29 protein-coding genes, 1 tRNA gene and 1 pseudogene are annotated in these 22,854 nt (G+C 68.4%); 7 read left to right on the top strand and 24 right to left on the bottom strand.

Annotated elements, in window-relative coordinates:
- Positions 1 to 5: 5 nt before the first annotated feature.
- From ACIA8G_RS36745 to ACIA8G_RS36735, 3 genes are read left to right on the top strand one after another with little or no spacing between them, the layout of a single operon-like run.
- The gene (locus ACIA8G_RS36745) at positions 6 to 743 is read left to right on the top strand and encodes an inositol monophosphatase family protein (protein WP_396423363.1); all 738 of its coding nucleotides are present in this window, start codon (positions 6 to 8) and stop codon (positions 741 to 743) included.
- Positions 740 to 1,417 carry an SDR family NAD(P)-dependent oxidoreductase gene (locus ACIA8G_RS36740; protein WP_396423362.1) on the top strand — a complete coding sequence of 226 codons (678 nt, stop codon included), beginning with the start codon at positions 740 to 742 and terminating at the stop codon, positions 1,415 to 1,417. The genes ACIA8G_RS36745 and ACIA8G_RS36740 overlap by 4 nt, the downstream gene beginning before the upstream one ends.
- 54 nt (positions 1,418 to 1,471) lie before the next feature.
- On the top strand, positions 1,472 to 1,813 hold the full coding sequence (locus ACIA8G_RS36735; RefSeq protein ID WP_396423361.1) for a hypothetical protein: 342 nt from the start codon (positions 1,472 to 1,474) through the stop codon (positions 1,811 to 1,813).
- Here ACIA8G_RS36735 and ACIA8G_RS36730 read toward each other — a convergent pair.
- The gene (locus ACIA8G_RS36730) at positions 1,767 to 2,498 is read right to left on the bottom strand and encodes an SDR family NAD(P)-dependent oxidoreductase (protein WP_396423360.1); all 732 of its coding nucleotides are present in this window, start codon (positions 2,496 to 2,498) and stop codon (positions 1,767 to 1,769) included. The genes ACIA8G_RS36735 and ACIA8G_RS36730 overlap by 47 nt on opposite strands.
- 226 nt (positions 2,499 to 2,724) lie before the next feature.
- Here ACIA8G_RS36730 and ACIA8G_RS36725 point away from each other — a divergent pair.
- Positions 2,725 to 2,897: pseudogene (locus ACIA8G_RS36725) on the top strand (DUF2637 domain-containing protein); the annotation flags it as partial.
- On the opposite strand, the gene ACIA8G_RS36720 reads toward ACIA8G_RS36725, so the two are convergent.
- The 15 genes from ACIA8G_RS36720 to ACIA8G_RS36650 form a co-directional block, all read right to left on the bottom strand.
- Positions 2,887 to 3,141, bottom strand: coding sequence for an SDR family oxidoreductase (locus ACIA8G_RS36720; protein ID WP_396423359.1), 255 nt, complete (start codon positions 3,139 to 3,141; stop codon positions 2,887 to 2,889). The pseudogene ACIA8G_RS36725 and the gene ACIA8G_RS36720 overlap by 11 nt on opposite strands.
- A 10-nt stretch (positions 3,142 to 3,151) precedes the next feature.
- Positions 3,152 to 3,790 carry a hypothetical protein gene (locus tag ACIA8G_RS36715; protein WP_396423358.1) on the bottom strand — a complete coding sequence of 213 codons (639 nt, stop codon included), beginning with the start codon at positions 3,788 to 3,790 and terminating at the stop codon, positions 3,152 to 3,154.
- The gene (locus ACIA8G_RS36710; RefSeq protein WP_396423357.1) at positions 3,787 to 5,376 is read right to left on the bottom strand and encodes a hypothetical protein; all 1,590 of its coding nucleotides are present in this window, start codon (positions 5,374 to 5,376) and stop codon (positions 3,787 to 3,789) included. The genes ACIA8G_RS36715 and ACIA8G_RS36710 overlap by 4 nt, the downstream gene beginning before the upstream one ends.
- Positions 5,373 to 6,179 (bottom strand): ATP-binding cassette domain-containing protein, encoded by an 807-nt coding sequence (locus ACIA8G_RS36705; RefSeq protein WP_396423356.1) that lies wholly within the window; start codon positions 6,177 to 6,179, stop codon positions 5,373 to 5,375. Before ACIA8G_RS36705 ends, ACIA8G_RS36710 begins: the two co-directional genes overlap by 4 nt.
- A 626-nt stretch (positions 6,180 to 6,805) precedes the next feature.
- Positions 6,806 to 7,237: an HAAS signaling domain-containing protein gene (locus ACIA8G_RS36700; RefSeq protein WP_396423355.1), complete on the bottom strand. Its 432-nt coding sequence runs from the start codon at positions 7,235 to 7,237 to the stop codon at positions 6,806 to 6,808.
- Positions 7,234 to 7,572, bottom strand: coding sequence for a PadR family transcriptional regulator (locus ACIA8G_RS36695; RefSeq protein ID WP_396423354.1), 339 nt, complete (start codon positions 7,570 to 7,572; stop codon positions 7,234 to 7,236). Before ACIA8G_RS36695 ends, ACIA8G_RS36700 begins: the two co-directional genes overlap by 4 nt.
- Positions 7,573 to 7,889: 317 nt before the next feature.
- A tRNA-Leu gene (locus ACIA8G_RS36690) sits at positions 7,890 to 7,966 on the bottom strand.
- A gap of 119 nt (positions 7,967 to 8,085) precedes the next feature.
- Entirely contained in the window at positions 8,086 to 9,189 is a 1,104-nt protein-coding gene (locus ACIA8G_RS36685) for a RimK family alpha-L-glutamate ligase (protein ID WP_396423353.1), read from the bottom strand.
- On the bottom strand, positions 9,186 to 9,308 hold the full coding sequence (locus tag ACIA8G_RS36680) for a hypothetical protein (RefSeq protein ID WP_255353474.1): 123 nt from the start codon (positions 9,306 to 9,308) through the stop codon (positions 9,186 to 9,188). Before ACIA8G_RS36680 ends, ACIA8G_RS36685 begins: the two co-directional genes overlap by 4 nt.
- Positions 9,309 to 9,529: 221 nt before the next feature.
- The gene (locus ACIA8G_RS36675) at positions 9,530 to 10,855 is read right to left on the bottom strand and encodes an NAD(P)/FAD-dependent oxidoreductase (RefSeq protein WP_396423352.1); all 1,326 of its coding nucleotides are present in this window, start codon (positions 10,853 to 10,855) and stop codon (positions 9,530 to 9,532) included.
- Between the two features lie 142 nt (positions 10,856 to 10,997).
- Positions 10,998 to 11,459, bottom strand: coding sequence for a hypothetical protein (locus tag ACIA8G_RS36670; RefSeq protein ID WP_396423351.1), 462 nt, complete (start codon positions 11,457 to 11,459; stop codon positions 10,998 to 11,000).
- A complete protein-coding gene (locus ACIA8G_RS36665) occupies positions 11,453 to 12,688 on the bottom strand; it encodes a DUF58 domain-containing protein (protein ID WP_396423350.1) in 1,236 nt (411 codons plus the stop codon). The genes ACIA8G_RS36670 and ACIA8G_RS36665 overlap by 7 nt, the downstream gene beginning before the upstream one ends.
- Entirely contained in the window at positions 12,685 to 13,626 is a 942-nt protein-coding gene (locus ACIA8G_RS36660; protein WP_396423349.1) for an AAA family ATPase, read from the bottom strand. Before ACIA8G_RS36660 ends, ACIA8G_RS36665 begins: the two co-directional genes overlap by 4 nt.
- Positions 13,623 to 13,973: a hypothetical protein gene (locus ACIA8G_RS36655; protein ID WP_396423348.1), complete on the bottom strand. Its 351-nt coding sequence runs from the start codon at positions 13,971 to 13,973 to the stop codon at positions 13,623 to 13,625. Before ACIA8G_RS36655 ends, ACIA8G_RS36660 begins: the two co-directional genes overlap by 4 nt.
- Positions 13,970 to 14,566: a DUF4129 domain-containing protein gene (locus tag ACIA8G_RS36650; protein ID WP_396423347.1), complete on the bottom strand. Its 597-nt coding sequence runs from the start codon at positions 14,564 to 14,566 to the stop codon at positions 13,970 to 13,972. The genes ACIA8G_RS36655 and ACIA8G_RS36650 overlap by 4 nt, the downstream gene beginning before the upstream one ends.
- Before the next feature lie 70 nt (positions 14,567 to 14,636).
- On the opposite strand from ACIA8G_RS36650, the gene ACIA8G_RS36645 reads away from it, so the two are divergent.
- Positions 14,637 to 15,038, top strand: a complete 402-nt coding sequence (locus ACIA8G_RS36645; RefSeq protein WP_396423346.1) for a hypothetical protein — start codon at positions 14,637 to 14,639, stop codon at positions 15,036 to 15,038.
- On the opposite strand, the gene ACIA8G_RS36640 is transcribed toward ACIA8G_RS36645, so the two are convergent.
- Complete coding sequence (locus ACIA8G_RS36640; RefSeq protein ID WP_396423345.1) at positions 15,039 to 15,512, bottom strand: SMI1/KNR4 family protein; 474 nt, start codon at positions 15,510 to 15,512, stop codon at positions 15,039 to 15,041.
- Positions 15,513 to 15,522: 10 nt separating this feature from the next.
- Complete coding sequence (locus ACIA8G_RS36635) at positions 15,523 to 16,176, bottom strand: uracil-DNA glycosylase (protein ID WP_396423658.1); 654 nt, start codon at positions 16,174 to 16,176, stop codon at positions 15,523 to 15,525.
- A gap of 9 nt (positions 16,177 to 16,185) precedes the next feature.
- On the opposite strand from ACIA8G_RS36635, the gene ACIA8G_RS36630 reads away from it, so the two are divergent.
- Positions 16,186 to 17,649 carry a S10 family peptidase gene (locus tag ACIA8G_RS36630; protein ID WP_396423344.1) on the top strand — a complete coding sequence of 488 codons (1,464 nt, stop codon included), beginning with the start codon at positions 16,186 to 16,188 and terminating at the stop codon, positions 17,647 to 17,649.
- Positions 17,646 to 18,074, top strand: a complete 429-nt coding sequence (locus ACIA8G_RS36625; RefSeq protein ID WP_396423343.1) for a GNAT family N-acetyltransferase — start codon at positions 17,646 to 17,648, stop codon at positions 18,072 to 18,074. Before ACIA8G_RS36630 ends, ACIA8G_RS36625 begins: the two co-directional genes overlap by 4 nt.
- Here ACIA8G_RS36625 and ACIA8G_RS36620 read toward each other — a convergent pair.
- The 6 genes from ACIA8G_RS36620 to ACIA8G_RS36595 all read right to left on the bottom strand — a co-directional run bounded on the left by ACIA8G_RS36620 (position 18,052) and on the right by ACIA8G_RS36595 (position 22,846).
- Positions 18,052 to 18,234 carry a hypothetical protein gene (locus ACIA8G_RS36620; RefSeq protein WP_396423342.1) on the bottom strand — a complete coding sequence of 61 codons (183 nt, stop codon included), beginning with the start codon at positions 18,232 to 18,234 and terminating at the stop codon, positions 18,052 to 18,054. The genes ACIA8G_RS36625 and ACIA8G_RS36620 overlap by 23 nt on opposite strands.
- Positions 18,213 to 18,764: a DUF6338 family protein gene (locus tag ACIA8G_RS36615; RefSeq protein ID WP_396423341.1), complete on the bottom strand. Its 552-nt coding sequence runs from the start codon at positions 18,762 to 18,764 to the stop codon at positions 18,213 to 18,215. Before ACIA8G_RS36615 ends, ACIA8G_RS36620 begins: the two co-directional genes overlap by 22 nt.
- A gap of 200 nt (positions 18,765 to 18,964) precedes the next feature.
- On the bottom strand, positions 18,965 to 19,960 hold the full coding sequence (locus tag ACIA8G_RS36610) for an ABC transporter ATP-binding protein (RefSeq protein ID WP_396423340.1): 996 nt from the start codon (positions 19,958 to 19,960) through the stop codon (positions 18,965 to 18,967).
- On the bottom strand, positions 19,953 to 20,939 hold the full coding sequence (locus tag ACIA8G_RS36605) for an ABC transporter ATP-binding protein (RefSeq protein ID WP_396423339.1): 987 nt from the start codon (positions 20,937 to 20,939) through the stop codon (positions 19,953 to 19,955). Before ACIA8G_RS36605 ends, ACIA8G_RS36610 begins: the two co-directional genes overlap by 8 nt.
- A 10-nt stretch (positions 20,940 to 20,949) precedes the next feature.
- A complete protein-coding gene (locus ACIA8G_RS36600) occupies positions 20,950 to 21,924 on the bottom strand; it encodes an ABC transporter permease (protein ID WP_396423338.1) in 975 nt (324 codons plus the stop codon).
- Entirely contained in the window at positions 21,917 to 22,846 is a 930-nt protein-coding gene (locus tag ACIA8G_RS36595) for an ABC transporter permease (RefSeq protein ID WP_396423337.1), read from the bottom strand. Before ACIA8G_RS36595 ends, ACIA8G_RS36600 begins: the two co-directional genes overlap by 8 nt.
- Positions 22,847 to 22,854 lie beyond the last annotated feature (8 nt).

Here is a 22,854-nt window from a genome sequence, read left to right as displayed (position 1 = left end):
GGCCCGTGAACGCCGGGGATCTTCTGTCACTCGCCGAGCAGGCCTGCGTCGACGCCGCGAAGCTGCTGCGCGAGCTGCCGGTCGACGTTGCGCTGAAGGGCACGTTCGACCAGGTCAGCACTGCCGATCTGGAGGTGGAGGCGTTCCTGCGGCAGGCGCTCACCGGCGGTGCGCCTGGCTCGGCCGTCGTCGGTGAGGAACTGGGGGCCGAGCACGCGAAGATCACCTGGTACGTCGACCCGATCGACGGCACCCGCAACTTCGTGCGCGGGATCCCGTTGTCCTGCATCTCGGTGGCCGCGGCCGTCGACGGCGAGCTGGTCGCGGGGTGCGTGCTCGACCCGTTCCGCGACGAGCTGTTCGCGGCGGCCGAAGGCGTGTTCACGGTCCGGTCGGGCGGCCTCACGATCCCGCCCGGCACGAGCCCGCGGCCGGTCGTGCTGACCGACATCCCGTTGCCCGGTAGCCCCTACTCCGGCGAGATGGAAGTGCTGGGCGAGCTGATGGCTCTCGCCGACGTGCGGCGGATCTACTCGACCGCGCTCTCACTCGCCTGGGTCGCCGCCGGGCGGGCGGATGCGGCGGCAAACCTCGGCATCCACCCGTGGGATATCGCGGCCGGTGCGGTGCTGGTGCGGTCGGCGGGCGGGACGTTCCGCCACATCGGCACCAACGGGTTCGTGGCTGGCCGGGGTGAGATCGTCGACTGGCTCACCGAACGGCTGGAAGGCATCGTCAAGTGATCGATCTCAGCGGCAAGGTCGTGCTGGTCACCGGGACCGGCGGCGTCATCGGAGCGGGCATCGCACGCCAGTTCACCCGCGCGGGGGCGACCGTGATCCACCACCGCGGCCGCGAAGACGGCGACCTGCGCACGGAGGCCCGCCGCGTCGTCGACGAAGCAGCTCGTCAAGGCCTGCACGCGGTGGTGAACTGCGCGGGCGTGCAGCCCGTCGAACCGTTGCCGGGCATGACGACCGAGCAGTGGCAGTCCGTTGTGGACGCGAACCTGACGGCCCCGTTCGCCGTCACCCAGGCCGCCGCCGACCACCTCCCGCCGGGCGGCTCGGTCACGCACATCGCGTCGATCGAGGGCACCCACCCGGCACCCGGCCACGCCCACTACAGCGCCGCCAAGGCCGCGCTGATCATGCACGCGCGAGCAGCCGCGCTGGAGTACGGCGCCCGGGGAATCCGCGTCAACACCGTCTCCCCCGGCCTGATCGCGCGGCCCGCCATCGAATCGCAGTGGCCGGAAGGCGTCGAACGCTGGTCCAAAGCCGCCCCGCTACAACGCCTCGGCACGCCGGAGGACATCGGCAACGCCTGCGTGTTCCTCGCCTCGGACCTGGCCTCGTGGATCACCGGCCACGACCTCGTGGTCGACGGCGGCGTCACGGCACGCCCGACCTGGTAGCTCGAAGGGCTGACCCAGCACGCGCTCGAGCCCGCCGGACCCCAACATCGGCTCATGCTCGTAGGCGCGACCGGCACCGCAGTGACGACGTTCCAAGCAGGCCCAGAGGAAGCGCACGCGGTGCTGTGCGCGGTGCTCAAGAAGGTGCGCGCGCTCGGCTGCACAACAAGACGCCTTGGCAGAGGCATGTTCGAGTGCGACACGGGCGACGCGGTGATGATGCTGACCATGGCGCCCCCGGCGGGCCCACATCCCGCCGGCACCTATCTGCTGTGCGCCACGGTGACCGGCGCGTTGCCCGGCGACCTGACCCGCGAACTCATCGCCTGCGTCGAGTTCGCGGCACCGGTCACTGTGCCAAGTAGCCGCCGTCCACGGGAAGAATCGCGCCGGTGATGAACGAGGCCTGATCCGACGCCAGGAACGCGATCGCCCGAGCCACCTCCACCGGTTCGCCCAGCCGCCGCATCGGGTGCATCGCGGCCATCCCGGCGATGTACTCGGCACCTTCCTCCGTGGCCTCGAGCTCCTTGACGACCCGCGTCCGAATCGTGCCGGGCGCGACAGCGTTGACCCGGATGCCCTCCCCGGCCCACTCCACGGCCAGGTGCTTGGTCAGCCCGGACGCCACGAACTTGGCCGGCCCGTAGACCGCCTGCTGCGGCTGCCCGGCGACCCCGGAGATCGACGAGACGCACACGATCGAACCGCCGCGACCCCGCATGGCCTCGATGGCGTACTTGCAGGTGAGGAACATGCCCTTCCCGTCCACGGCCATCACGTGGTCCCAGTCGTCCCCGGTCGCCTCGGTGATGTCCATCAACGGGATCACGCCGGCGTTCGCCACCAGCACGTCGATCCGCCCGGACAGGTCGACGGCGGCCCGGATCATGGCCCGCGCATCTTCGTCGCTCGCCACGTCGCCGACGACGGGCGTGACGCCCTCCAAAGTCGCCAGGCCGTCCGCGTCGATGTCGGTCGCCACGACCACTGCACCTAGTTGCACGAACAGTTCCGCGGTTGCGCGCCCGATGCCGCTGGCCGCGCCCGTGACGACGCACGTCTTGCCGGAGAGGCTCATGATCTTCAGGCTAGCGACTGACGGGAACGGGTGCGTCACCCACAGTCACAAGATCATCTTAGAGAACGCTTGTGCTGGTCAGCACCATCGCCAGAGGGGGTGAAGCGCGTGGTGCCCCCGACACGGTGCGCCCTACGTCCTTCCTGGATCGCACGCGTCGTGAACTGCAGATATCTGCGACCATACCGATCACACATCGCCGTCGGCGCCGTAGCGGTGGTGCTCGATGAGGCGCCGGGACTGGTCTCTGTGGCTCCAATGCGCCTGTACCGGGCTGGTGGCACTCGGCGCGGCGTATGCGTCGTATCGCCGTGGTCGGGAGTTCGCGCTCCGGTACGGCGCCGATGCGACAACCGCGGCGATCTGCCACTGATCGTGGACGGGTTGCTCACCTCGGCGCGTTCGCCACCAGCACGTCGATCCGCCCGGACAGGTCGACCGCGACCTGGATCATGGCCCGTGCGTCCTCGTCCCCGGACACGTCGCCCACAACCCTCGCGCCGCCTTCGAGCGTGTCGAGCTGGGATGCGTTGATGTCCGTGGCGACGACCGTGGCGCCCAGCGCGACGAACAGCTCGGCTGTAGCCCTCCCGATCCCGCTGGCCGCGCCGGTGACGACACACGTCTTGCCCGAGAGAGCCATGATCGGCACGTTAACCCGTCCGGCGAACCGCAGCCGGTCTCCAGTCCACGACGACGAGCAGAAGAGCGACCAGCCCCGCAACCAGGAGCGCTGCCCAGCGCAGCCGGGACTCCTCGTACGCGGGCGCACCCGGTGACACGTAGAACGCGACGGAGTCCGGCAACAACGCCGGCAACACGCTCAACACGAGCAGAGCGAGGGCCGCGAGGGTGCTGCCACGACCCGCGCGACGTGCGCCGGCGGAACCGGCGCACGCCCAGGTCCAGGCCAGGAATGCGTAGGGCTCCACGACCAGACCCGTCCGCGGGTAGGCGGCCGCGCTGGTCACCGTCATCGGCGCGAGCCACAGCAGCACCGCCCAGCACGCCGTGACCGGCACCAGGGTCAGGGCCATGCGGACCGCCCTGACGTACCTGGCGGAGAAGGGCAGCACCTCGGTCAACGTCTGGGCGGGATCATCCAGCACGAACGCGGTGCCGATCAGCATCGCCACCATCGCGAGATGCAGCGTCAGCGTCGCGTCCAGAAAGTCCAGCTCGGCACCGAGCACGATCGGCACCAGCAGGACCAGCACGCTCAGCGCCACGCTGCACACGAGCGGGCCGGTCCGGGTGGTGCGGACGATGGTCGCGAGGACGTCCGCGTTCACCCGCAGATCCCGATGCCGGGCGCGGCGGGTCCTGGTTCCGACCGGCCGAGCAGCTTCGCGGCGCGGGCGACGTCGGTGCCCGGTGCCGTCAGCTCCTTCCAGTTCGCCGCCACCGCGGCCCGCACGGTCGCCGGGTCGGCCGCGAGCAGGGTCCGGGCGAGGGCCGCCTCCCGTGGACCGACGATCACGCCGGCGTGGGAGTTGAGCGAGGCCAGGGAAACCACGCCGCCGCCACCGGAGCGGTGCGATTCGATCGTGGCCAGTGCCTTGGTGGTCTCCGGGGTCGCGCTCGTCGCGAGCCAGAGCGCCAGGACACCACGGCCTCCGCACAACTCGGTCCCGTCCGCCCCGAGCTGCCCGCGGGTGATCAGCACCGCCGCCACCCACGCGGAGAAGCCGATCACCTCGGTCTCGTCGAACGAGTCGGCGCCGCCTTCCGTCCAGCGGGTGGACACGGGGATGGCGTCTGGTGTTCCGGCCGCGGCGTCGTCCGAAGACCACTGGTCCAGTGGAAGCGGCAGTCCGGTGCCCTCGTTCCCGGTCGCGATCGGCAGGTGCTGCCGGACGAAGAGCGCCGCCGGTGCCTGATCCCTCGGAACCACGGCGAGCTGCCCCTCGACGATCTCCGACCACGCGTCGACCCGGCTGCGGAACTCGGGGAACGCGCAGTAGGTGACCTTGCCGCGTACGGCACACTCCTGCTGCGCGGCAGGCGCGTTCTGGGCCTGCGCGAGCCGTTGGTTCAGCTCGTCGGACGGCGGGACCAGCTGCATGGTCGCGGCGAGCACGGCCACTGCCAACGACAGCGCGGTCGCTACGGGCACGATCCGGGGGCGCAGCCCGGAAAGCCACAGCGTCACGCCGACCACCACCGCGGACAGCGCCAGCAACCAGGTGAGGTGCCACCACTGAGGACGGTCGAGCAGCGCGGCGGGCATCGGCGGTTCGGCAAACGGGTTCTGACCGGCGACGAAGGTCAGCCAGCGGCCCCGGTTCTCAGAGGCCAGTCCGAAGAAGGTGACGATCGCGAGCACCACGATCGAGATGAACCCCGCCGCGGTGTTCCGCGAGGCCACGGCCACGAGGGTGCCGAACAGCCCGGCGAGCACGATGGCCGCGGGCACGGCGAGGAGCTCCCCCGGCCGCACGACCCCGGCGGCACCGGGTGCCGAGACCTGCACCGCGAGCTGCGCACCCGCGACGAGCAGCCCGATCGTCGCCGGTGCGAGCGTCGCGGCGGCCAGAGCTGCGGTCCGCCGCCACCACGGCATGCTCAGCACGGACTCGAACTCGTAGGTGCGGTGGCGGTGCGGGCGCAGCGCGATCATGTTGGCCGCGATGAACGTGCCGCCCGCGAGCAGCAGCAGCGGGTATTGCACCGTGACCGAAAGAGCTGTCAGGTAAGGAAAACTCCTCCCGGCCGGGTTGACAGCGAACGGAACCAACCAGAGCGCGAGGATCGCGGCGAGCGACACGAGCACGGCCGGGTGGGTCATCAGCCTGCGCATCTCGCTGATCACGAGAGCCCGCCAGATCCCGCGCGGGGCGGGCCGGACCTCCCGCGGGATGTCCAGTGTGGTGGTCATCGGCGACCGCCCGTCGTGACGTTGCCCTGGGTGGAGTTCATCAGCACGAGGTATCCGTCGTCCAACGTCGGTTCGAGCAGGTGGGCGCCGGCTGGTGGGTCACCGATGTTGCGGTGCCTCCCGTTTCCGGTCGACCAGCTCGCGAGCGCGTTGCCGTCGCGCTCGGCGCTCTCCCACACCCGTCCCCTGGCCGCCTCGGCGACCGCGTGAGGAGTGTCGTCGAGGCGAACCGCACCGCCGTTGAGCACGATCACTCGAGAGCACAGCGCGGCCACGTCGTCGGTCTGGTGCGTGGAGAGCAGCACCGACCGCTCCCGTCCGAGGTCGGTGATCAGGCCTCGGAAACGCAGCCGCTGTTCGGGATCGAGGCCCACCGTGGGCTCGTCGAGAACGAGCAGCTCGGGGTCGGCGAGCATGGCGCACGCGAGCGCGAGCCGCTGCCGCATGCCGCCGGAGAGCGACCTGATCCGATCACGACGACGGTCGTTCAGCTCCACCGCCGTGAGCACCCTGTCGAGCTCCTCCAAGCGGGCCCGGCGACCGCTGATCTCCTTGAGGATAGCGATGTGCAGCACGAAGTCCCGCACGGTGAACCCTGGGTAGAAGCCGGGCGTCTGCGGCAGATAACCGATACGGCGGCGGACTGCCCGGTGGTTGCGGGGCTCGGTCGCCTCCACTCCGCTGATCCGCACCGAGCCGCCGTCCGGGCGCTGCGCGGTCGCCACGGAACGCAGGAGGCTCGACTTGCCGGCACCGTTGGGACCGAGCAGTCCCGTCACTCCGGCTCCGATGCGGAACGACACCTGCCGAATGGCGTGCCGCCTGCCGTACCTAACGTCCAGCGTACTTACCTCAAGAATTGGAACAGTCATTTGCTCGCCATTTCTCGAAGGGTTGGGCGGACAGCGGCCCGGCCCCGCGAAGGGCCGGGCCAACCGTCGATCAGCAGCTGTCCAAGCCAGCGAAACGAGCCTGGTACGCGCGACCTTCCGAACGCCACCAGCCTGGGTTCAGGGTGATGCAGCCCCCATCAACCGCACGGTCCCACAGGAAGTAGAACCGCTGCGAGCTACCACAGTTGTTGGTCGCCTTGGCGTACGTCCAAGGAAAGTCGTCCCACGCGTCCGTGGCGACACAACTCGGCACTGGCCCCTGGGCCACCACCGGTGCCGCCGCCGCCGTACCGCTGAGCACGGAACCAGCGACGACGGCCAGACCGAACACAGTTGCCAACTGCTTTTTCATCTATTCTCCCCAGGATAGACAAACAACAGAGAGCAATGTTTACCCCCTGCCAAAGCAGCAGAAAGCTAGCGAGACCACTCAACAACCGTCAAGACACACTTGAACAGGACGCTCCACAGTGGAACATTTCAACCGAAAAATGCTCCACTCAGAACTGTTTTGATCAAAAGGCTACACAGTCGACTCATCCTGCAGGAACAGCACCTGTGATCAGCGCCATCGCCGCACCACTCTCAGAACTGTGCGTGAAGTAGAGCGCGGCCATGACCAGAAGTAGCAACACGATGACCCCAAGGATCGCCACGATGAGCCAGAGGCGGCGCCTGCTGGACGAATCCGCAGTCGAACGAACCTCGACGACGTCCGACGTCCCGCCCGTCGCAGCCAGCCCGGCGTCCTCTGCCGCGGCCCTGGCGATGGCCGCAGGATCACCGAGCCGGTCGAGAATTCCGCGCACCTCGGCTTCGGTCTCGGCCGACAGGTCGGCCCGGCTCGTCTCGATGTGCTCTCGAAGGTCGCTGACCAGCTCATCGCGCCGATCCGCGGGCAGACCCGCCGTCGCCCGCGACACGCGAGCGAGGTACTCGGCGACCAACGAGTCGTTGCGCTCGCTCATGCGTTCTCCGTCCCCAAAATCCGATCCACCCCGGAGCGGAAGGTCGCCCAGCGCTCACGGAACTGGTTGAGCACCACCGCCCCCTCAGGAGTCAGCGTGTAGTAGCGGCGCGGCGGACCACTGGCCGACTCGCGCCAGCCGCTGGCGATCTTCCCGGACTTGCGGAGCCGGGAAAGCAACGGATACATCGCGCCCTCACTGGCCGTCAGATGCAGCTCGTCACTGATCCGGCGAAGCAGCTCCGTGCTGTACAGCTCCTCCTCCGCCACGAGGGCGAGGACGCAATACTCAAGCGTGCCGCGCAGTAGTGCCGTTGTGACCGGCTCCTCACTCACGCCACACACAGTAGCTTGTCACGCAAGGGTTGTCGACCCGGTGACGAAGGCCACACCCACTGACACGCCGCAGCGGACCGGAACCCCGGCTGCGGCGCCACGCCTGGACCCGGACGGCGACAATAGCCCTGACCTGCAGCTACAGCCTGGATCAAGATCACTCAGCTCAGCGTCAACCTGAACGATGATCATGATCAACTTCTGATTACTCTCCGGCTTCCCTCAGCGCACCATCGGAGGTAGCGGATACCGCTGAAAGGATCGCCGAAGCCTTGCGCGAGATCCACAAAACGCCTGTTCAGGCACCGCATGACAGATGGTGCCCCCGACGGGATTCGAACCCGTACTGTGATCCTTTTAAGGGACCTGCCTCTACCGATTGGGCTACGGGGGCGACGGGGAGCCTAGGCCTTGATCGTCGGCTTGTGTGAGCGGATGGTCTTTTCTCGCCCGCACGGCCCAGCGAATTGGACTAGAGCGAGCATTCAGGTAAGCGTCGAACGGCCCCGAACATCAGCGCGTCCTCCCTGCTCCGAGCAGCTCCTTGAACCGCAGGGCGACCCAGTCGTGCACGGCAGCGGACACGGAGTTGTCGCCCGCCCGGTGCTCGAACCAGCGCCAGTCGCAGTTGACGTTGATCTCCAGGAACACGTGGTCGCGACCCGTGACGAGCAGGTCGAACGCCGCCACCTGAACGCGCCAGTGCCGGGCCAGCGCCAGCAGGCGGTCCGTCAAGGAGGACGGCACAGATGTCGGCGTCACGCGCACGGCGTCGGGGTCGACCCACAGCTGGGCCGGGTCGAGCTTGTCGACCTGGAACGCGATGCAGCGCTCCCCCACGACGAACACGCGCAGCTCGGTGTCCGACGGCACGTACTCCTGCACGATCACCGGCGCGGGCTCGGGAGCGTCGGAGGCGCGGGACGTTTCCAGGGGGCGCGGGAACAGGCCGTGCTGCACGCCGGGCCGCGGTTCCAGCAGGTGCCGGCCCGCGGTCTTCACGATGCAGCGGCCGCCGCCGGGGCGCGTTCGGCCCGGACGCGTCGTCACGGCCGTGCGCGGGATGCGCAGTCCGAACGCGGCCGCGTCGGAAAGCTGCGTGAGGCGGTCCAGGTGCGTCGAGAAGCGTGAAGGGTTCACGTGTGCCCAGTCGGAGCGGGACGACAGCCAGTTGGCCACTGAGGCCCACTGGTCGACCGCGTAGGCGCCGGCCAGGGTTCCGGGCTCGACGGGCACGGCGGAGAGTTCGAAGTGGCGGCGCCACACCAGCAGGGGGCGCAGGAGCCAGCGGTCCAGTTCGACCAGCGGTTGGTCGGTGTACACGGACAGCGGCAGATCGATGCAGCGGTCGGCGTCGATGCGGGCCATCCGGATGCCGCGCTCGGCCAGTGCGATGGAGAGTTCGTTCATCTCCATGTCGGCGGCGCGTGCCAGCACCAGCACACAGGGCTGGGGGTTGCCGTCGCCCTCGTCGACCATGCCGAGGCGATGCACCTGCTCCTGGAAGTCCAGGCACTTGGGTGGCGAACGGAAGAGGTAGTCCTGACCCTGCAGAAGCAGTGGTCTGGCAGCGTCGGACGGGGCACCTGGCACCCGCCCGTCAGCCGACCTGCTCAATCGTCCTTCTTGCTGCGGAAACTCTTCCCCGCCTGCGCGTACTCTGCGGCGTACTGCGCCAACGCGGGGTCCTCGATCTCGCCACGACGAAGCTGTGCGGCCAGCTCCTCGAGAGACATCGGGATCACCTCTCTCCCCACACAGGCGAATCACGCATTCAGGTGATGCACCAGCCGTAGTCTCTGGTTCACGTAACGCAATGTCAAGGCGATCCCCGAAGCATTACTCCTATTGGGGGCTTAAGTTCCGCCTCTGGCCCAGCAGAGTGCCCCGAACGAGAACGTCGTCCGGGGCACCGGGTCACTCACAGGGAGTGAACGTCAAACCTCGTCAAGCCTGATCAGCTCTGGACCGCGCGGTCGAAGTCCGACTTCGGGTCGTTGATCTGACCGAGCGCGACGACCTCGCGGCCGTAGAACAGCGCCTGCGTCCAGTCCATCAGGACGCGGAGCTTGCGGTTCACGGTCGGCATGAACATCACGTGGTAGCTGCGGTGCATGAACCACGCGGGCAGGCCCTTGAAGCGCAGGCCGAACACGTCCGCGACGCCCTTGTAGAGGCCGAGGCCGGCGACCGAGCCGAGGTACTTGTGGAAGTAGTCCTTCGGCTTCTGGCCGCGGATCGACGCGACGATGTTCTTGGCCAGCAGCTTCGACTGACGGATGGCGTGCTGCGCGTTCGGCACGCACGTCGCCGTCGGGTCTTCCTCGGTGCGCGAGAGATCCGGCACCGCGGAGCAGTCACCGGCGGCCCACACGCCGTCGAGGCCCTGGACCTGCATGGCGGCGGTGCAACGCACGCGACCGCGCTCGTCGAGCGGCAGGTCGGTGTTGCGCAGCATCGGGTTCGCCTTCATGCCGGCGGTCCAGATGATCGTGTCGGAGTCGAACTCCGTGCCGTCGTCGAGCACGACGTGGCCGCCCTCGAGCGACTTCACGCGGGTGTCGAGGTAGATCTTGATGCCGCGCTTCTCCAGCGCCTCGACGGTCCAGGCGCCGAGCTTCGCGGACACCTCGGGCATGATCCGCCCGGCGGCCTCGACGAGGACCCAATTCATCTCTTCGGGCTTGATGCCCTCGTAGTACCGAAGCGCATACCGCGTCATGTCCTCGAGCTCGGCGAGCGTCTCGATGCCTGCGAAACCGCCGCCGATGACGACGAAGTTCAGCAGGCGCTGGCGCAGGTCCGCGTTGTTCGTGCTGGCGGCCTGGTCCAGGCGCGAGAGCACGTGGTTGCGGACGTAGATCGCCTCGCCGATGGTCTTCATGCCGATGCCGACCTCGGCCAGGCCGGGGATCGGGAGCGTGCGCGAGATCGCGCCCAGCGCGGAGACGAGCACGTCGTACTCGATCTCCTCGACGTGGCCGTCCGAGAGCTCGACGGTCACGGCCTTGCGGGCGTGCTCGATCTTCGTGGCGCGCCCGGTGACGACGTGGCAGCGCTTGAGGACCTTGCGCAACGGGGCGACGACGTGGCGCGGCTCGATGGAGCCGGCTGCCGCCTCAGGCAGGAAGGGCTGGTAGGTCATGTGCGGCTGCGGGTCGATAACGGTGACCGACGCCTCACCGGATCGCAGCTTCTTCTGCAATCCGAGAGCCGTGTACATCCCCACGTACCCACCGCCGACAATCACGATCCGCGTGGGTTGCGACTTCACAGCAGCCATACGTACATGGTGGCACCGAGACCCCCTTTTTCGCGCGCTCGAACGGGCCGTTGTGACCGCCGTCGCCGGGTGATGCCGAACACTGCCGCCACTGACCTGCGCCTTGAGTCGGATTTGAGGGGTTCTCGCTGAGAGGAGCGATTCAGATCCTCAGCGCGACGACCCCGATCACGATCGTCAGAGACCCCAGTCCGAGCAGCTCGATCAGCCCGATGCCGGGCCCCGACGGGACGAACGCGGCGAACGCCGCGACAAGGAATGAGATCGCCTGGACAATGGCGAACCGCCGCGCCGGTGCTTTCAGCACAGCGGGCTCGATCTTCGTTTTAACCGGAACGACCGCCGCGAGTGCGGACGTGACGTGAATCAGATGCAGCAGCGGAATCATCAGCAGCACGCCGAGCCGCAACGGGTGCCCGTCCGCGAACGCCATCGCGAACGCCGCGTAGCCGATGAGCAACGCCGCCCCCGCGCTCGCCGGCATCAGCACCGTGATCGCCGTGAGCGCCGCGACGATGGCCAGCGGCGCGACGGTGTCGGCCTCCAAGTGCAGGATCGCCGCCACGGGCAGCGCGGCCAGCACGATCGCGAGTCGGATCAGCACTCCGCCGTCACCGCCACCCCGTGCCGCGCCAGGCGCTTGAGCCGCAGCCGGTGTTCCGCGGCGATCAACTCGGCGGCCACCTCACCCCACGCCCCCGCCTCCTGGTCGGGGATGAGCGGCAACGGCAGCGTGTTGACGGCCACCACCACGTGACCGTGCTTGCGCGTCTGCACAGCCAGGTCGGCGACCTCGTCGTCGAGGAACGGCGACAGCAGCACGACCACACATCCGTGCGGGAGCTTGTGCAACGCCACGCGCGACGCCCATCCGGCCGTCTGCGCACACACGACGAGCTGGGTGCGGATGCGCATCAGGTGCCGCCTGCCGACGCCGGAGCGGACGTTGAGCTGCGGACGCCCCAGGTCCATCAACGCCACCCGGTCGCCCTGCCTCAGGTAGCCCGCCGCCATCGACGCGGCCGTGCGCACCGCCGCGTCCAGGCTGCCGCTGGGACGCGTCATGGCTCCGTAATAGGGAGACGACCAGTCGGCGACGTCCGCGGTCAGGTCGGCCCTGGTGTCGAGAGCCAGCACGATGTCCGCGTCAGCCTCGGCGTGCCGCTCGCGGACGTGGACCGTGCCGGTGCGGGTGGTGACGCGCCAGTCGATGCGCTTGAGCCGGTCGCCGGGCTGGAACGCCCTGATGTCGCGCAGTTCGGTCGAGTCGCCCGCGCGGGGCGAGCGGTGGATGCCGACCAGCCCGGCCGGACGTGGCGGCATCGGTCCGGCCGGGTGGTGCTCGACCGGCGGCAGGATCGTGCGGACGTGCTCGGTGCCGACGATCGGGCCGTAGACGTACATGCCGTCCGGCCCGGCGAAGAGGTGGTCGAGGCGGAGGTCGACGCCGGGTCCCCACGCGTCCCGGCGGACCTCCACCGGCAGATCAGGCGAGGAGGCCGGGACCGCCCGGGAGCCGCCCGGCAGCTTGATCACCGCGATCTCCGCGTCCGGCCCGCCGTCGACGTGCGCGACGGTGTGCACCACGCCGGCGCCCGCCCCTCGCGGCACCGGGCGGACCTCGACCGCCGGCCTTCCTCGGGGCTTGCGTGTGAGCAACACGGTGAGCAGCAGCGGCACACCGAACAGGACCAGCTCGACCTGGTGCAGGAACAGCCCGGTGGCGACGAGCCCGACCCCGAGCCACACCGCCCGCGCGTACGCGTCCGTGGCGTGCCAACGCGCGCCGTGCGACCCGGCGAGTGCCTCCCTGACCTTGTCCGCCCTGCTCATGAGCTGGGCGGTCCCGGAACCTTGCCGAGCAGCTCGGTGACGACCTGCACACCCGCGATGCCGGAGGTCCAGGTCTCGGGCTTCATCACGAGCCGGTGCGCCAGCACGGCGACCGCGCACTCCTTGACGTCCTCCGGCGTCACGTAACCGCGTCCGTCCAAAGTGGCCAGTGCACGGGCGACGAGCACGAGGGCCTGCGCTCCACGCGGCGAGGCGCCGACCTCGACGGTGTGGTGCTGCCGCGTCGCCACGGCCAGATCAACGCAGTACCGCAGGAGATCGTCGTCCACAGTGGTCTGTTCGAGCTCCTGCTGAAGCTCGGCAAGACGCCCCTTGGCGAGCACCGGCGCCACCTCGGCCTCCTCCCGCTGCCGCGCGATCCTGCGGCGCAGGACCTCCACCTCTTCCTCCGCGGGCGGGTAGCCGATGTCGAGCCGCACCAGGAACCGGTCGAGCTGTGCCTCCGGCAGCGGATAGGTGCCCTCGTACTCGACCGGGTTCGAGGTGGCGAGCACGTGGAACGGCCTGGGCAACACAAAGGTGCGGCCCTCGACGGTGACCTGCCGTTCCTGCATGGCTTCCAGCAACGCGGACTGCGTCTTGGGCGGCGTGCGGTTGATCTCGTCGGCCAGCAGCAGCCCGGTGAACACGGGCCCCTGGTGGAACTCGAACTCACGGCTGCCGGGGTCGTAGAGGAACGAGCCGGTGACGTCCGCGGGCAGCAGGTCCGGCGTGCACTGCAGCCGCCGGAAGTCGAGGCTGAGCGCCTGCGCGAGCGACCGCGCGATGAGCGTCTTGCCCAGCCCCGGCACGTCCTCCAGCAACACGTGCCCGCCCGCCAGCACGGCCGCGAGCGCGAGCCGCAGCGTCCGCGTGCGCCCGACGACGACCTTGCCGATCTCGTCGAGGACCGCTTTGGCCTCCAGAGCGATCGTCACTCCACCCTCCTGAGCCTTTCGGCGAGTTCCTTCGGGTCTGCCAGTCCCGCGGCGTCGATCCCCAGCCGCTCGAACCTCGCACGGAACCGCGCGTCGTACCGCTTCGGATCTTCCGCCGCCTCGGCCAGCCTGCTGGCGAGCGTGCTGGCGTGCGCGGTGCTGATCGAACCGGGCAGCGGCGGATCAGCGGCCCACACCACGTCCGTGGCCCGCGGCATCCTGGCGATGAGCACGGCGAACGCGGCAGGCGGCACGGCCAGCGCTGTCGCCCACAACGGCGAGGCGCCGAGCCACCACACCGTGACCCCGATGACCACGCCGATTCCCAGTGCCAGCACGGTTTTCACGCGAGCTCCCGGATGATGCGGTCGAGTTCCTCTTTGGCTTCCTCGGCCTGGGCCGAAGTCACGTCCTCGTGCCCGAACCTGGCCCGTTGGTAGAGGTTCCTGAGCACGGTCGCATCAACGCCGAGTTGCTCGGTGAACTCCGTGGGCGTCTGGTGCGGGCTGCGCGGCTCAGCCGCCTCCAGCGCGAGCCAGGCAGCGATCACGGCGTCACGCGGCGGCCGTTGCGGATGCTCGGTGAACTCCTGCCGCGCCTTCTGGATGCGTTGAACCGCGGTCAGCGGCCCGACCTCGAACCCCTCGATCTCCACACCGCGGACGCCACGCCGGCGCCACCGGGGCAACTCGATCGCGAGGACGATGCCGACCAGTCCGAACAGGACCAGCCCCGCGAGGATCAGCAGGAACACCGTGAACGGCAGGACCACCAGGTCCGGCAGCTCCTGCTGCGGCAGCATCTCGATGGCGACCCCGCTGTCACTCGGCGGGTCCGGCTCGCCGCTGCGGTCGACGAACGTGATCGGCGACGAACCGCGCGCCGCGACGACGACGATCAGCAACGCCGCCACCGCCAGCCCGGCTCGCCACCACTTCATGCCGGTCAGAGTGGCACGGTCCGGCGCATTTCCCCATCGTTGTGATGTTCTGCTGGCTAACTTCGGATCCGTGACCCTGTCGATGGACATGCGCGACCACGAGGTCAGGCACTACCGCTGCGAGTGCTGCCAGGAGCCGATCGACCGAGTCTGGAACTGGGTGCACCGCGACGCCGTGGGCCGCGCGATGTACTTCGCCAACCGCTACCACCACACGCCGCGCGAGGTGGTCATCGACGTCGTTCTCGGCACCTGGACGCGGTACGACCACCCGGACCACATCACGTTCGGCTGCCGCGTCGACTCAGACGGTGGTCGTGCCCTTGTCGATCCGCTGGGTGGGCGGTCTGGGGCGCCGGTGAACGGGCAGGTGATTGCGGCTGAGGGTGCGCGGTCGCATCCGTTGGTGGCGGAGTTCTGGGAGGTCGTCGAGTTCGTGCTCACGCACGACCCGTACGTCTCGAAGCGGTAGCTACTCGAAACGGTCGGTGGGCACCAGGCCCGCTAGGAATGAGCGGAAGTCGGGGGCGAGCGCGAGCTCAGTCTCCGAATCGGCGTCGAGCCAGACGACCGCCGGCTCGCCGTTGGGGCCGCACGTGCGGTAGTCCAGCGCGATCCACCAGTGGCCGTCACCGGTGAGCAGGACGACGGGGCTGGGCAGTCCCCATTCCTTCACCAGGTAGGGGGTGCCCAGGATCGTCAGTGCGCGCCCGGCTGGCCCGATGCCCATCAGGTCTTCGAACGGCACGTGGTCCGCAGCCCACGACGTCGGCGCAGTCGTCGGGAACGCAGACCGGCTCGGTACCACCCCACCGCCGTTCTGGACCCGCAGCAGTTCGAGCAACGACTCGGGCAGCCGAACTCCAAGCAACGTCTCGGCGTCCCGCACTGTTTCGTTTGTCAGCGGCGGGTGCACCCCGTTGGGGCTGTCGCTCCAGAAGTCCACGGCGCGCAGCCTAGGCGAGCTCAGCGTGCGCGACAGCCCGCTTCAGCACGTCCTGAAGCATCTCCTGGGTCAACTTCCCGGTGAACGTGTTCTGCTGCGAAACGTGGTAGCACCCGAACACCCGCAACCCCGAAACCTCCACCTCCACCCCATGCCCGAACTTGGGCCGAGCAGACCCGAGCAACGGCAAGAACGCCTGCCACCCAAACCCACCCAGCACCACCACCGACCGCAAGGAAGTCATCAGCCCGAGCTCCTCACGCAGAAACGGCGAACACCGATCCCGCTCCTCGGGCGTCGGCTTGTTGGCAGGCGGCGCACACCGCACGGGCGAAGCGATCCGCACCCCGTACAGCTCCAGCCCGTCGTCAAGAGCCCACGCGTCGGGCTGTGAGGCCAGCCCGACCTCGTACAACGCCCGGTAGAGGAAGTCACCGGACCGATCGCCGGTGAACATCCGCCCGGTCCGGTTGGCGCCGTGAGCGGCCGGCGCGAGGCCGACGATCAGCAGTGAGGCGTCCAGCGGCCCGAACGACGGCACCGGCTTGCCCCAGTACTCCTGATCCCGGAAAGCGGCGCGCTTCACCGCGGCGACGGACTCCCGCCACGCGACCAGGCGCGGGCAGGCCCGACAGGCCGTTATCCGATCGTCGAGTTCCGTAATGTTGCTCCTATGCCCGAGGAGAAGACCGACGCACCCGCCAAGCCAGAGGCCCCGGCCGACGATCTCGTCACCACCCAGCACAGCATCACCGTCAAGGGCCGCGAGCTGAGCTACACCGCCACCGCCGGGCGGGTCGTGCTCAAGGAGGAAGTGGTCAAGGACGGTGTGTTCGAGGGCCACAAGCCCAAGGCCGAGGTGTTCCTGACTTCGTACACGCTCGACGGCGCCGACCCGCTGAAGAGGCCGGTGACCTTCGCGTTCAACGGTGGGCCGGGGTCCGCAAGCGTTTGGCTGCACATGGGGCTCCTCGGGCCGCGCCGTGTGCTGTCGGGCGACGTCGGCAACCTGACGGCGCCGCCGTACGGGATCGCGGACAACGAGGAGAGCCTGCTCGCGGAGAGCGACCTCGTGTTCATCGACCCGGTGTCGACCGGGTTCTCGCGGGCCGTGCAGGGCGAGAAGCCCGGCAGCTACCACGGCTACCAACCCGACGTCGACTCCATCGCCGAGATCATCCGGCTCTGGACGTCGCGCAACGGGCGGTGGATGTCGCCGAAGTTCGTCTGCGGCGAGTCGTACGGGACGCTGCGGGCGGCCGGCCTCGCGGAGCACCTGCAGAAGAAGTACGGCATGTACCTCAACGGGCTCATGCTGATCTCTTCGGTGCTGGACTTCGCGACGCTGGAGTTCAACGAGGGCCACGACCTCGGCTACGCGCTCTACCTGCCCACGTACACGGCCATCGCGCACTACCACGGCCTGCACGGCGACCGGCCGCTCAAGGAGGTGCTCGCCGAGGCTGAGGAGTTCGCGGTCCGCGACTACCCGTACGCCCTCGCGCGCGGCAACCGGCTGTCGGACCACGAGCGTGCCGCCACGATCGAGAAGCTCGCCCGGCTCACCGGTCTGTCCGAGGAATACGTGGACGCGGTCGACCTGCGCATCGAGCACATCCGCTTCTTCACCGAGCTGCTGCGCCGCGACCGCAAGACCGTCGGCCGCCTCGACGGCCGCTTCACCGGGTGGGACAAGGACTACGGCCGTGAGGAGATCTCCGCCGACCCGTCCATCGACGCGATCGTCGGGCCTTACGCGGCGACCCTGAACCACTACCTGCACGCGGAGCTCGGTTACTCCAACGACCTGCCGTACGAGATCCTCTCGCGGGCCATCGAACAGTGGTCGTACAAGGAGTTCGAGGGCCGGCACGTCACGACCGCGGGCAAGCTGTCGGCGGCGATGCGGGCGAACCCGCACCTCAAGGTCCACGTCGCGTTCGGCTGGTACGACGGGGCGACGCCGTACTTCGCGGCCGAGCACCTCATCGCGCACCTGCAGATTCCGAAGGCGCTGACGGCGAACATCGAGTCGGCCTACTACCCCGCCGGCCACATGATGTACGTGCACGAGCCCAGCAGGATCCAGCAGTCCGAGGACCTCGCGAACTTCGTGCGGAACTCGTCCAACACGTGATCCTGGACCTGTCCGACGACACCGTCCTGCACGAGCTCTGGACGGTGCAACGGCTGGCGTACGCCGTCGAGGCCGAGTTGATCGGCTTCGACGGCATCCCGCCGTTGCACGAGACGCTCGAAGAACTCCGTGCCACCAAAGAAACCTTCCTCGGGCTCTACGACGACGAGGGGCTGATCGGCGCGGTGTCGTACGAGCTGGACGGGTCCACTGTGGACATCTGCCGGCTGGTCGTGCATCCGCGGGCGCATCGCCGTGGCATCGCGACTCAGCTGCTCGACGCGTTGCCCGAGGGACCGCAGATCGTCAGCACCGGCAGCAAGAACGAACCCGCGCTCCGGCTGTACCGCAAGCGCGGGTTCGTGGAGACAGGTGAGCAGGAGATCGCGCCGGGGGTGTCGCTCACCCACCTGCGGCTTCCGTGACCTCCTGAGGCGGGCGCCGGGCCGAGTCGACGCGTTCGCCCGTCTCGGCGTCCAGGTACTGCACGCGCAGGTATTTAGTCGCGGCCGATGCCGTGGTCTTCTTCTCGTCGCCGCCGGAAACGGGCTCGCCGACGTAGGTCAGCTTGACGCCTTCCAGCACGATCTCGCGTTTGTCGGGATCACCGGCGGCGTCGTAGGACCGCAGGAACCCGAAGAACGATTCCCGTCCTCCAGCATGACGTGCACCCAGCACAGCGCGTTCTGCGGACGATCCTCCCGGAACATCTTCACCCAGGCCGACTGCCTGCCGACCGACGGCGGCTGCCGTCGCCGAAGGGCCAGCACCACGTCGACCGCCAGTGCCAGCAGGCATGCCAGCGCCAGCTCCGCCACGGCGCTGTAGCCGATGAGCGCCACGTTCTGCTTCGCGTAGTCGGGCTTGGCCACCAAGGCCGACAGATCGACGAACAGCGTCCAGCCGAACCACTTCGAGGTCGCGGCGTGGACCCCGAGCAGGATCGCGGTCGAGGCCACGCTGAAGGCGAGACTGCTGAGCGCCACCCGCGACGCCTCGCGGAACACGGTTTCACGGCCACCGGCCCGCCTGCGTTCCCTCAGGAGCTCGAAGACGATGCCCGGTGCGACCAGTGCGAGGAGCGAGGCCAGCGCCCCGATCGTCTGCGGAACCATCTGCTCTAGTCGACGCTTCCAGTGACGGGAGCCGGCGTGCGCAACTCCGAGTCGTGATGCCGGAGCAGATGCTCTGGAATCAGCTCAGGTCCCGGGTTCCCGACGGGTTTCTCGGCAAGCTAGCACCGACGCCCCGCCCACATCCGGAAACGTGAGAAGGGACCGCGCCACCGGCACGACCCCTCCCCACGTGGAAAAACTCAGACGACCGCGCGCTCCTCCGCGAAGTGGCACGCGGCGGGATGCCCGTCGTTGCGCACCACGAGCTCCGGCACCTCGGTGGCGCAGATGTCCTGCGCCTTCCAGCACCGCGTGCGGAACCGGCAGCCCGACGGCGGGTCGATCGGCGAAGGCACGTCACCCGTCAGGCGGATGACGTCACGACGACCGCGCTGGGTCGGGTCCGGCACCGGCACCGCGGACAGCAGTGCCTGCGTGTACGGGTGCATCGGGCGCTCGTAGATCTCGTCCTCGGTGCCGATCTCCACGATCTTGCCGAGGTACATCACCGCGACGCGGTCCGACAGGTGGCGCACCACCGACAGGTCGTGCGCGATGAACACGTACGACAGGCCCATCTCGGTCTGCAGGTCGCCCAGCAGGTTCATCACCTGCGCCTGGATCGAGACGTCCAGCGCCGACACCGGCTCGTCGCACACGATCACCTTGGGCTTCAACGCCAGCGCACGCGCGATGCCGATGCGCTGGCGCTGACCGCCGGAGAACTGGTGCGGGTACCGGTTGATGTGCTCCGGGTTCAGGCCGACGATCTCCAGCAGTTCCTGGACCTTCTGCTGGCGCGAGCCCTTCGGGGCGACCTCGGTGTGGATCTCGTAGGGCTCACCGACGATGTCGCCGACCGTCATGCGCGGGTTCAGCGACGTGTACGGGTCCTGCAGCACGATCTGGATGTCGCGGCGCAGCTTGCGCAGCTCCGCGCCCTTCATCGCGAACATGTCGCGGCCCTCGAAGCGAGCCGTGCCCGACGTCGGCGGCTCCAGACGCATCAGCACCTGGGCCAAAGTGGACTTTCCGCAACCGGATTCGCCCACCACGCCAAGGGTTTCGCCCTTGTTCAGCGTGAACGAGACGCCGTCGACGGCCTTGACGTGGCCGACGGTGCGCTTGAACAGCACACCGACGCGGACCGGGAAGTGCTTGACGAGGTTGGAAACCTCGAGGATTGGCTCAGCCACGAGAGACGACCTCCTCCGCGATGTGGCACCGGCTGGTGCGGCCCATGCCGAGTTGGTGCACGGTCGGCACCTCGGTGGAGCACAGGTCGAACGCGCGCGGGCAGCGCGGGTTGAACGGGCAGCCGGGTGGGATGTTGGTCAGCGACGGCGGCAGACCCTTGATCGTCTTGAGCTCCTGGCCCTTCAGGTCGAGCCTGGGCAGGGACTCCAGCAACGACTCGGTGTACGGGTGTCCCGGCGCGCGGAACAGTTCGTACACGTCGGCGTGCTCGACGATGCGGCCCGCGTACATGACCGAGATCCGGTCCGCGACGTCGGCGACGACGCCGAGGTCGTGGGTGATCAGGATCATGCCCATGTCGCGTTCCTTCTGGATCTCCGCGAGCAGGTCCATGATCTGGGCCTGCACGGTGACGTCCAGCGCGGTGGTGGGCTCGTCCGCGATCAGCAGCTCCGGGTCGAGCGCCAGCGACATCGCGATCATCGCACGCTGCCGCATACCGCCGGAGAACTGGTGCGGGTAGTCGGAGACCCGGCCCTTCGCGTTCGGGATCTTGACCTGGTCGAGCAGCTCGATGGCGCGCTTGCGGGCGTCCGCTTTGGACATTCCGCGGCGGACCTTGAGCTGCTCCTCGATCTGGAACCCGATGGTGAACACGGGGTTCAGCGCCGAGAGAGCGTCCTGGAAGATCATGGCGATGCCCTCGCCACGAACCTGACGGCGTTCTTCTGCGGACTGCTTGAGCAGGTCCTCACCGCGGAACTTGATGGAGCCCTTGGTGATGAACGCCGGCGGCATGTCCAGGATGCCCATGATCGTCTGCGCGGTCACGGACTTGCCGGAACCGGATTCACCCAGCACCGCAAGGGTTTCACCGGCGGAGACGTGGTAGGACACGCCGTTGAGCACCTTGGCGACACCGTCGCGGGTGCGGAATTCCACGTGGAGATCCTCGACCTCCAGCAATGGCTGAGTCACGAGAATCTCCCTATCGGGACTTGGGATCGAGGGCGTCGCGCACGGCGTCACCGAGCATGACGAAGGCCAGCACGGTGATCGTGACGAAGCCCGCGGGGAACAGCAGCATGTGCGGTGCCGACTGGAAGTAGTCGCGCGACTCCGAGATCATCACGCCCCACGACACGACCGGCGGACGCAGGCCGATGCCGAGGAACGCCAACGTCGCCTCGGCACCGATGAAGGCGCCCAGCGCGATCGTCGCGTAGACCATCACCGGAGCGAGCGTGTTCGGCAGCAGGTGCCGGAACACGATCCGCAGCGGCGACGCGCCCAGGCCGCGGGCAGCACGCACGTAGTCCTGCTGCTTGGCCACCAGCGTCGCGGATCGCATGATGCGCATGGCCACCGGCCACGACAGCACGGCGATCGAGAGCACCACCTGCGTGATGATCCGGACCTGGCCGGGGTTCTCGTTGGGGGCGTTGAGCGTGGTGAGGATGACGATCGCGCCCAGCACGAACGGGATGCCGGCGAAGATGTCGCCGAACCGGGACAGCAGGCTGTCGATCCACGTCTTCGCGTAGCCCGCGATGATGCCGACCGTCGCGCCGATCAGCACGGTCAGCAAGGTCGAGAACAACCCGACGAGCAGCGACGCGCGAGCGCCGTGCATCGCGCGGGAGTAGACGTCGTAGCCCTGCAGATCGTGGCCGAACCACGCGTCGCCCGACGGCGGGGCCAGCGACTTGTCGAGGTCGGCGTGGGCCGGGTCGACCGACGTGAACAGCGTCGGCCAGATCGCCATCAGCACCACGACCGCGATGATCACCAGCGAGACGACGAAGGTCGGCTTGCGGCGGAGGTCGCCCCACGCGTCGCTCCAGAGCGAGCGTGGCTTGCGCTGCTTCTGCGACGAGTCGTCGACGTGGCTGGCCTGGTCGACCCCGGCCGCCGCGGACGCCTCGAGTCCGGTGCCGCCGGACACGGATCCTGGGTCACTCATAGCGAATCCTCGGGTCGAGAACGGCGTACAGGAGGTCGACGATCAGGCTCATCAGCAGGTAGACGAGCACCAACAGGGTCACGATGCCCGTGACCATGACGCCTTCCTTCTGCGAGATGCCGCGGAAGATCAGGCCGCCGATCCCGTTGATGTTGAAGACGCCCTCGGTGACGATCGCGCCGCCCATGAGGCTGCCGAGGTCCGTGCCGAGGAACGTGATCACCGGGATGAGCGAGTTGCGCAGCAGGTGGATGCCGACGACACGGGACTGCGGCTGGCCCTTGGCGATGGCCGTGCGCACGTAGTCGGAGCGGCGGTTCTCCACGATGCTGGTGCGGGTCAACCGGGCCACATAAGCCATCGAGAGACTGCCGAGCACGAAGCCTGGCAAGATCAACTCGCCGATCGTCGGATCCGAGCTCACCGACGTGTCCATGATGTCGAAGCCCTGCGGGCCGAGGTACAGCCGCAGCACGAAACCGGTGACGAACACCGGCAGCGAGATCAGGAACAGGGTCGAGACCAGGACCAGGTTGTCCAGGAAGCCCTGCCTGCGCAGGCCCGTGAGCACACCGGCGGTGATGCCGATGAGCGCCTCGATGATCAGGGCGATGATGCCCATCTTGAGGGTGATCGGCCACGAGGTGGCGATCTGCTCGCCGACGGAGACCCCGTTGAACGTGGTGCCGAAGTCGCCGGTGAAAAGGTTGCCGAGGTACTTGAAGTACTGGATGACCAGCGGGTCGTTGAGATTGAGCTTCTCGCTCATCTGCGCGACGTACGTCGCATCACACGCCCTCTGGCCGCACTTGCCGGAGAAGGGGTCCTGCGGAATCGCCCAGACCAGGGCGTAGATGAGAAAAGTGGTCCCCAGGAAGACCGGTATCAGCTGCAGCAGACGGCGCAGCACATAGCGACCCATGAGGTCGG

The sequence above is a fragment of the Lentzea sp. NPDC051213 genome (genome assembly GCF_044455585.1).
In the GTDB taxonomy this organism is placed as follows: domain Bacteria; phylum Actinomycetota; class Actinomycetes; order Mycobacteriales; family Pseudonocardiaceae; genus Lentzea.
Note: the sequence above shows the minus strand (reverse complement) of the source record. Positions and strands in the feature narration are given on the sequence as shown.

Coding starts and splice junctions, on each gene's coding strand:
- ACIA8G_RS36735 (WP_396423361.1), top strand. CDS start 1,472: ATGCTCGTAGGCGCGACCGGCACCGCAGTGACGACGTTCCAAGCAGGC.
- ACIA8G_RS36730 (WP_396423360.1), bottom strand. CDS start 2,498: ATGAGCCTCTCCGGCAAGACGTGCGTCGTCACGGGCGCGGCCAGCGGC.
- ACIA8G_RS36720 (WP_396423359.1), bottom strand. CDS start 3,141: ATGGCTCTCTCGGGCAAGACGTGTGTCGTCACCGGCGCGGCCAGCGGG.
- ACIA8G_RS36710 (WP_396423357.1), bottom strand. CDS start 5,376: ATGACCACCACACTGGACATCCCGCGGGAGGTCCGGCCCGCCCCGCGC.
- ACIA8G_RS36700 (WP_396423355.1), bottom strand. CDS start 7,237: ATGAGCGAGCGCAACGACTCGTTGGTCGCCGAGTACCTCGCTCGCGTG.
- ACIA8G_RS36680 (WP_255353474.1), bottom strand. CDS start 9,308: ATGTCTCTCGAGGAGCTGGCCGCACAGCTTCGTCGTGGCGAGATCGAG.
- ACIA8G_RS36675 (WP_396423352.1), bottom strand. CDS start 10,855: ATGGCTGCTGTGAAGTCGCAACCCACGCGGATCGTGATTGTCGGCGGT.
- ACIA8G_RS36665 (WP_396423350.1), bottom strand. CDS start 12,688: ATGAGCAGGGCGGACAAGGTCAGGGAGGCACTCGCCGGGTCGCACGGC.
- ACIA8G_RS36650 (WP_396423347.1), bottom strand. CDS start 14,566: ATGAAGTGGTGGCGAGCCGGGCTGGCGGTGGCGGCGTTGCTGATCGTC.
- ACIA8G_RS36630 (WP_396423344.1), top strand. CDS start 16,186: ATGCCCGAGGAGAAGACCGACGCACCCGCCAAGCCAGAGGCCCCGGCC.
- ACIA8G_RS36615 (WP_396423341.1), bottom strand. CDS start 18,764: ATGGTTCCGCAGACGATCGGGGCGCTGGCCTCGCTCCTCGCACTGGTC.
- ACIA8G_RS36600 (WP_396423338.1), bottom strand. CDS start 21,924: ATGAGTGACCCAGGATCCGTGTCCGGCGGCACCGGACTCGAGGCGTCC.
- ACIA8G_RS36595 (WP_396423337.1), bottom strand. CDS start 22,846: ATGGGTCGCTATGTGCTGCGCCGTCTGCTGCAGCTGATACCGGTCTTC.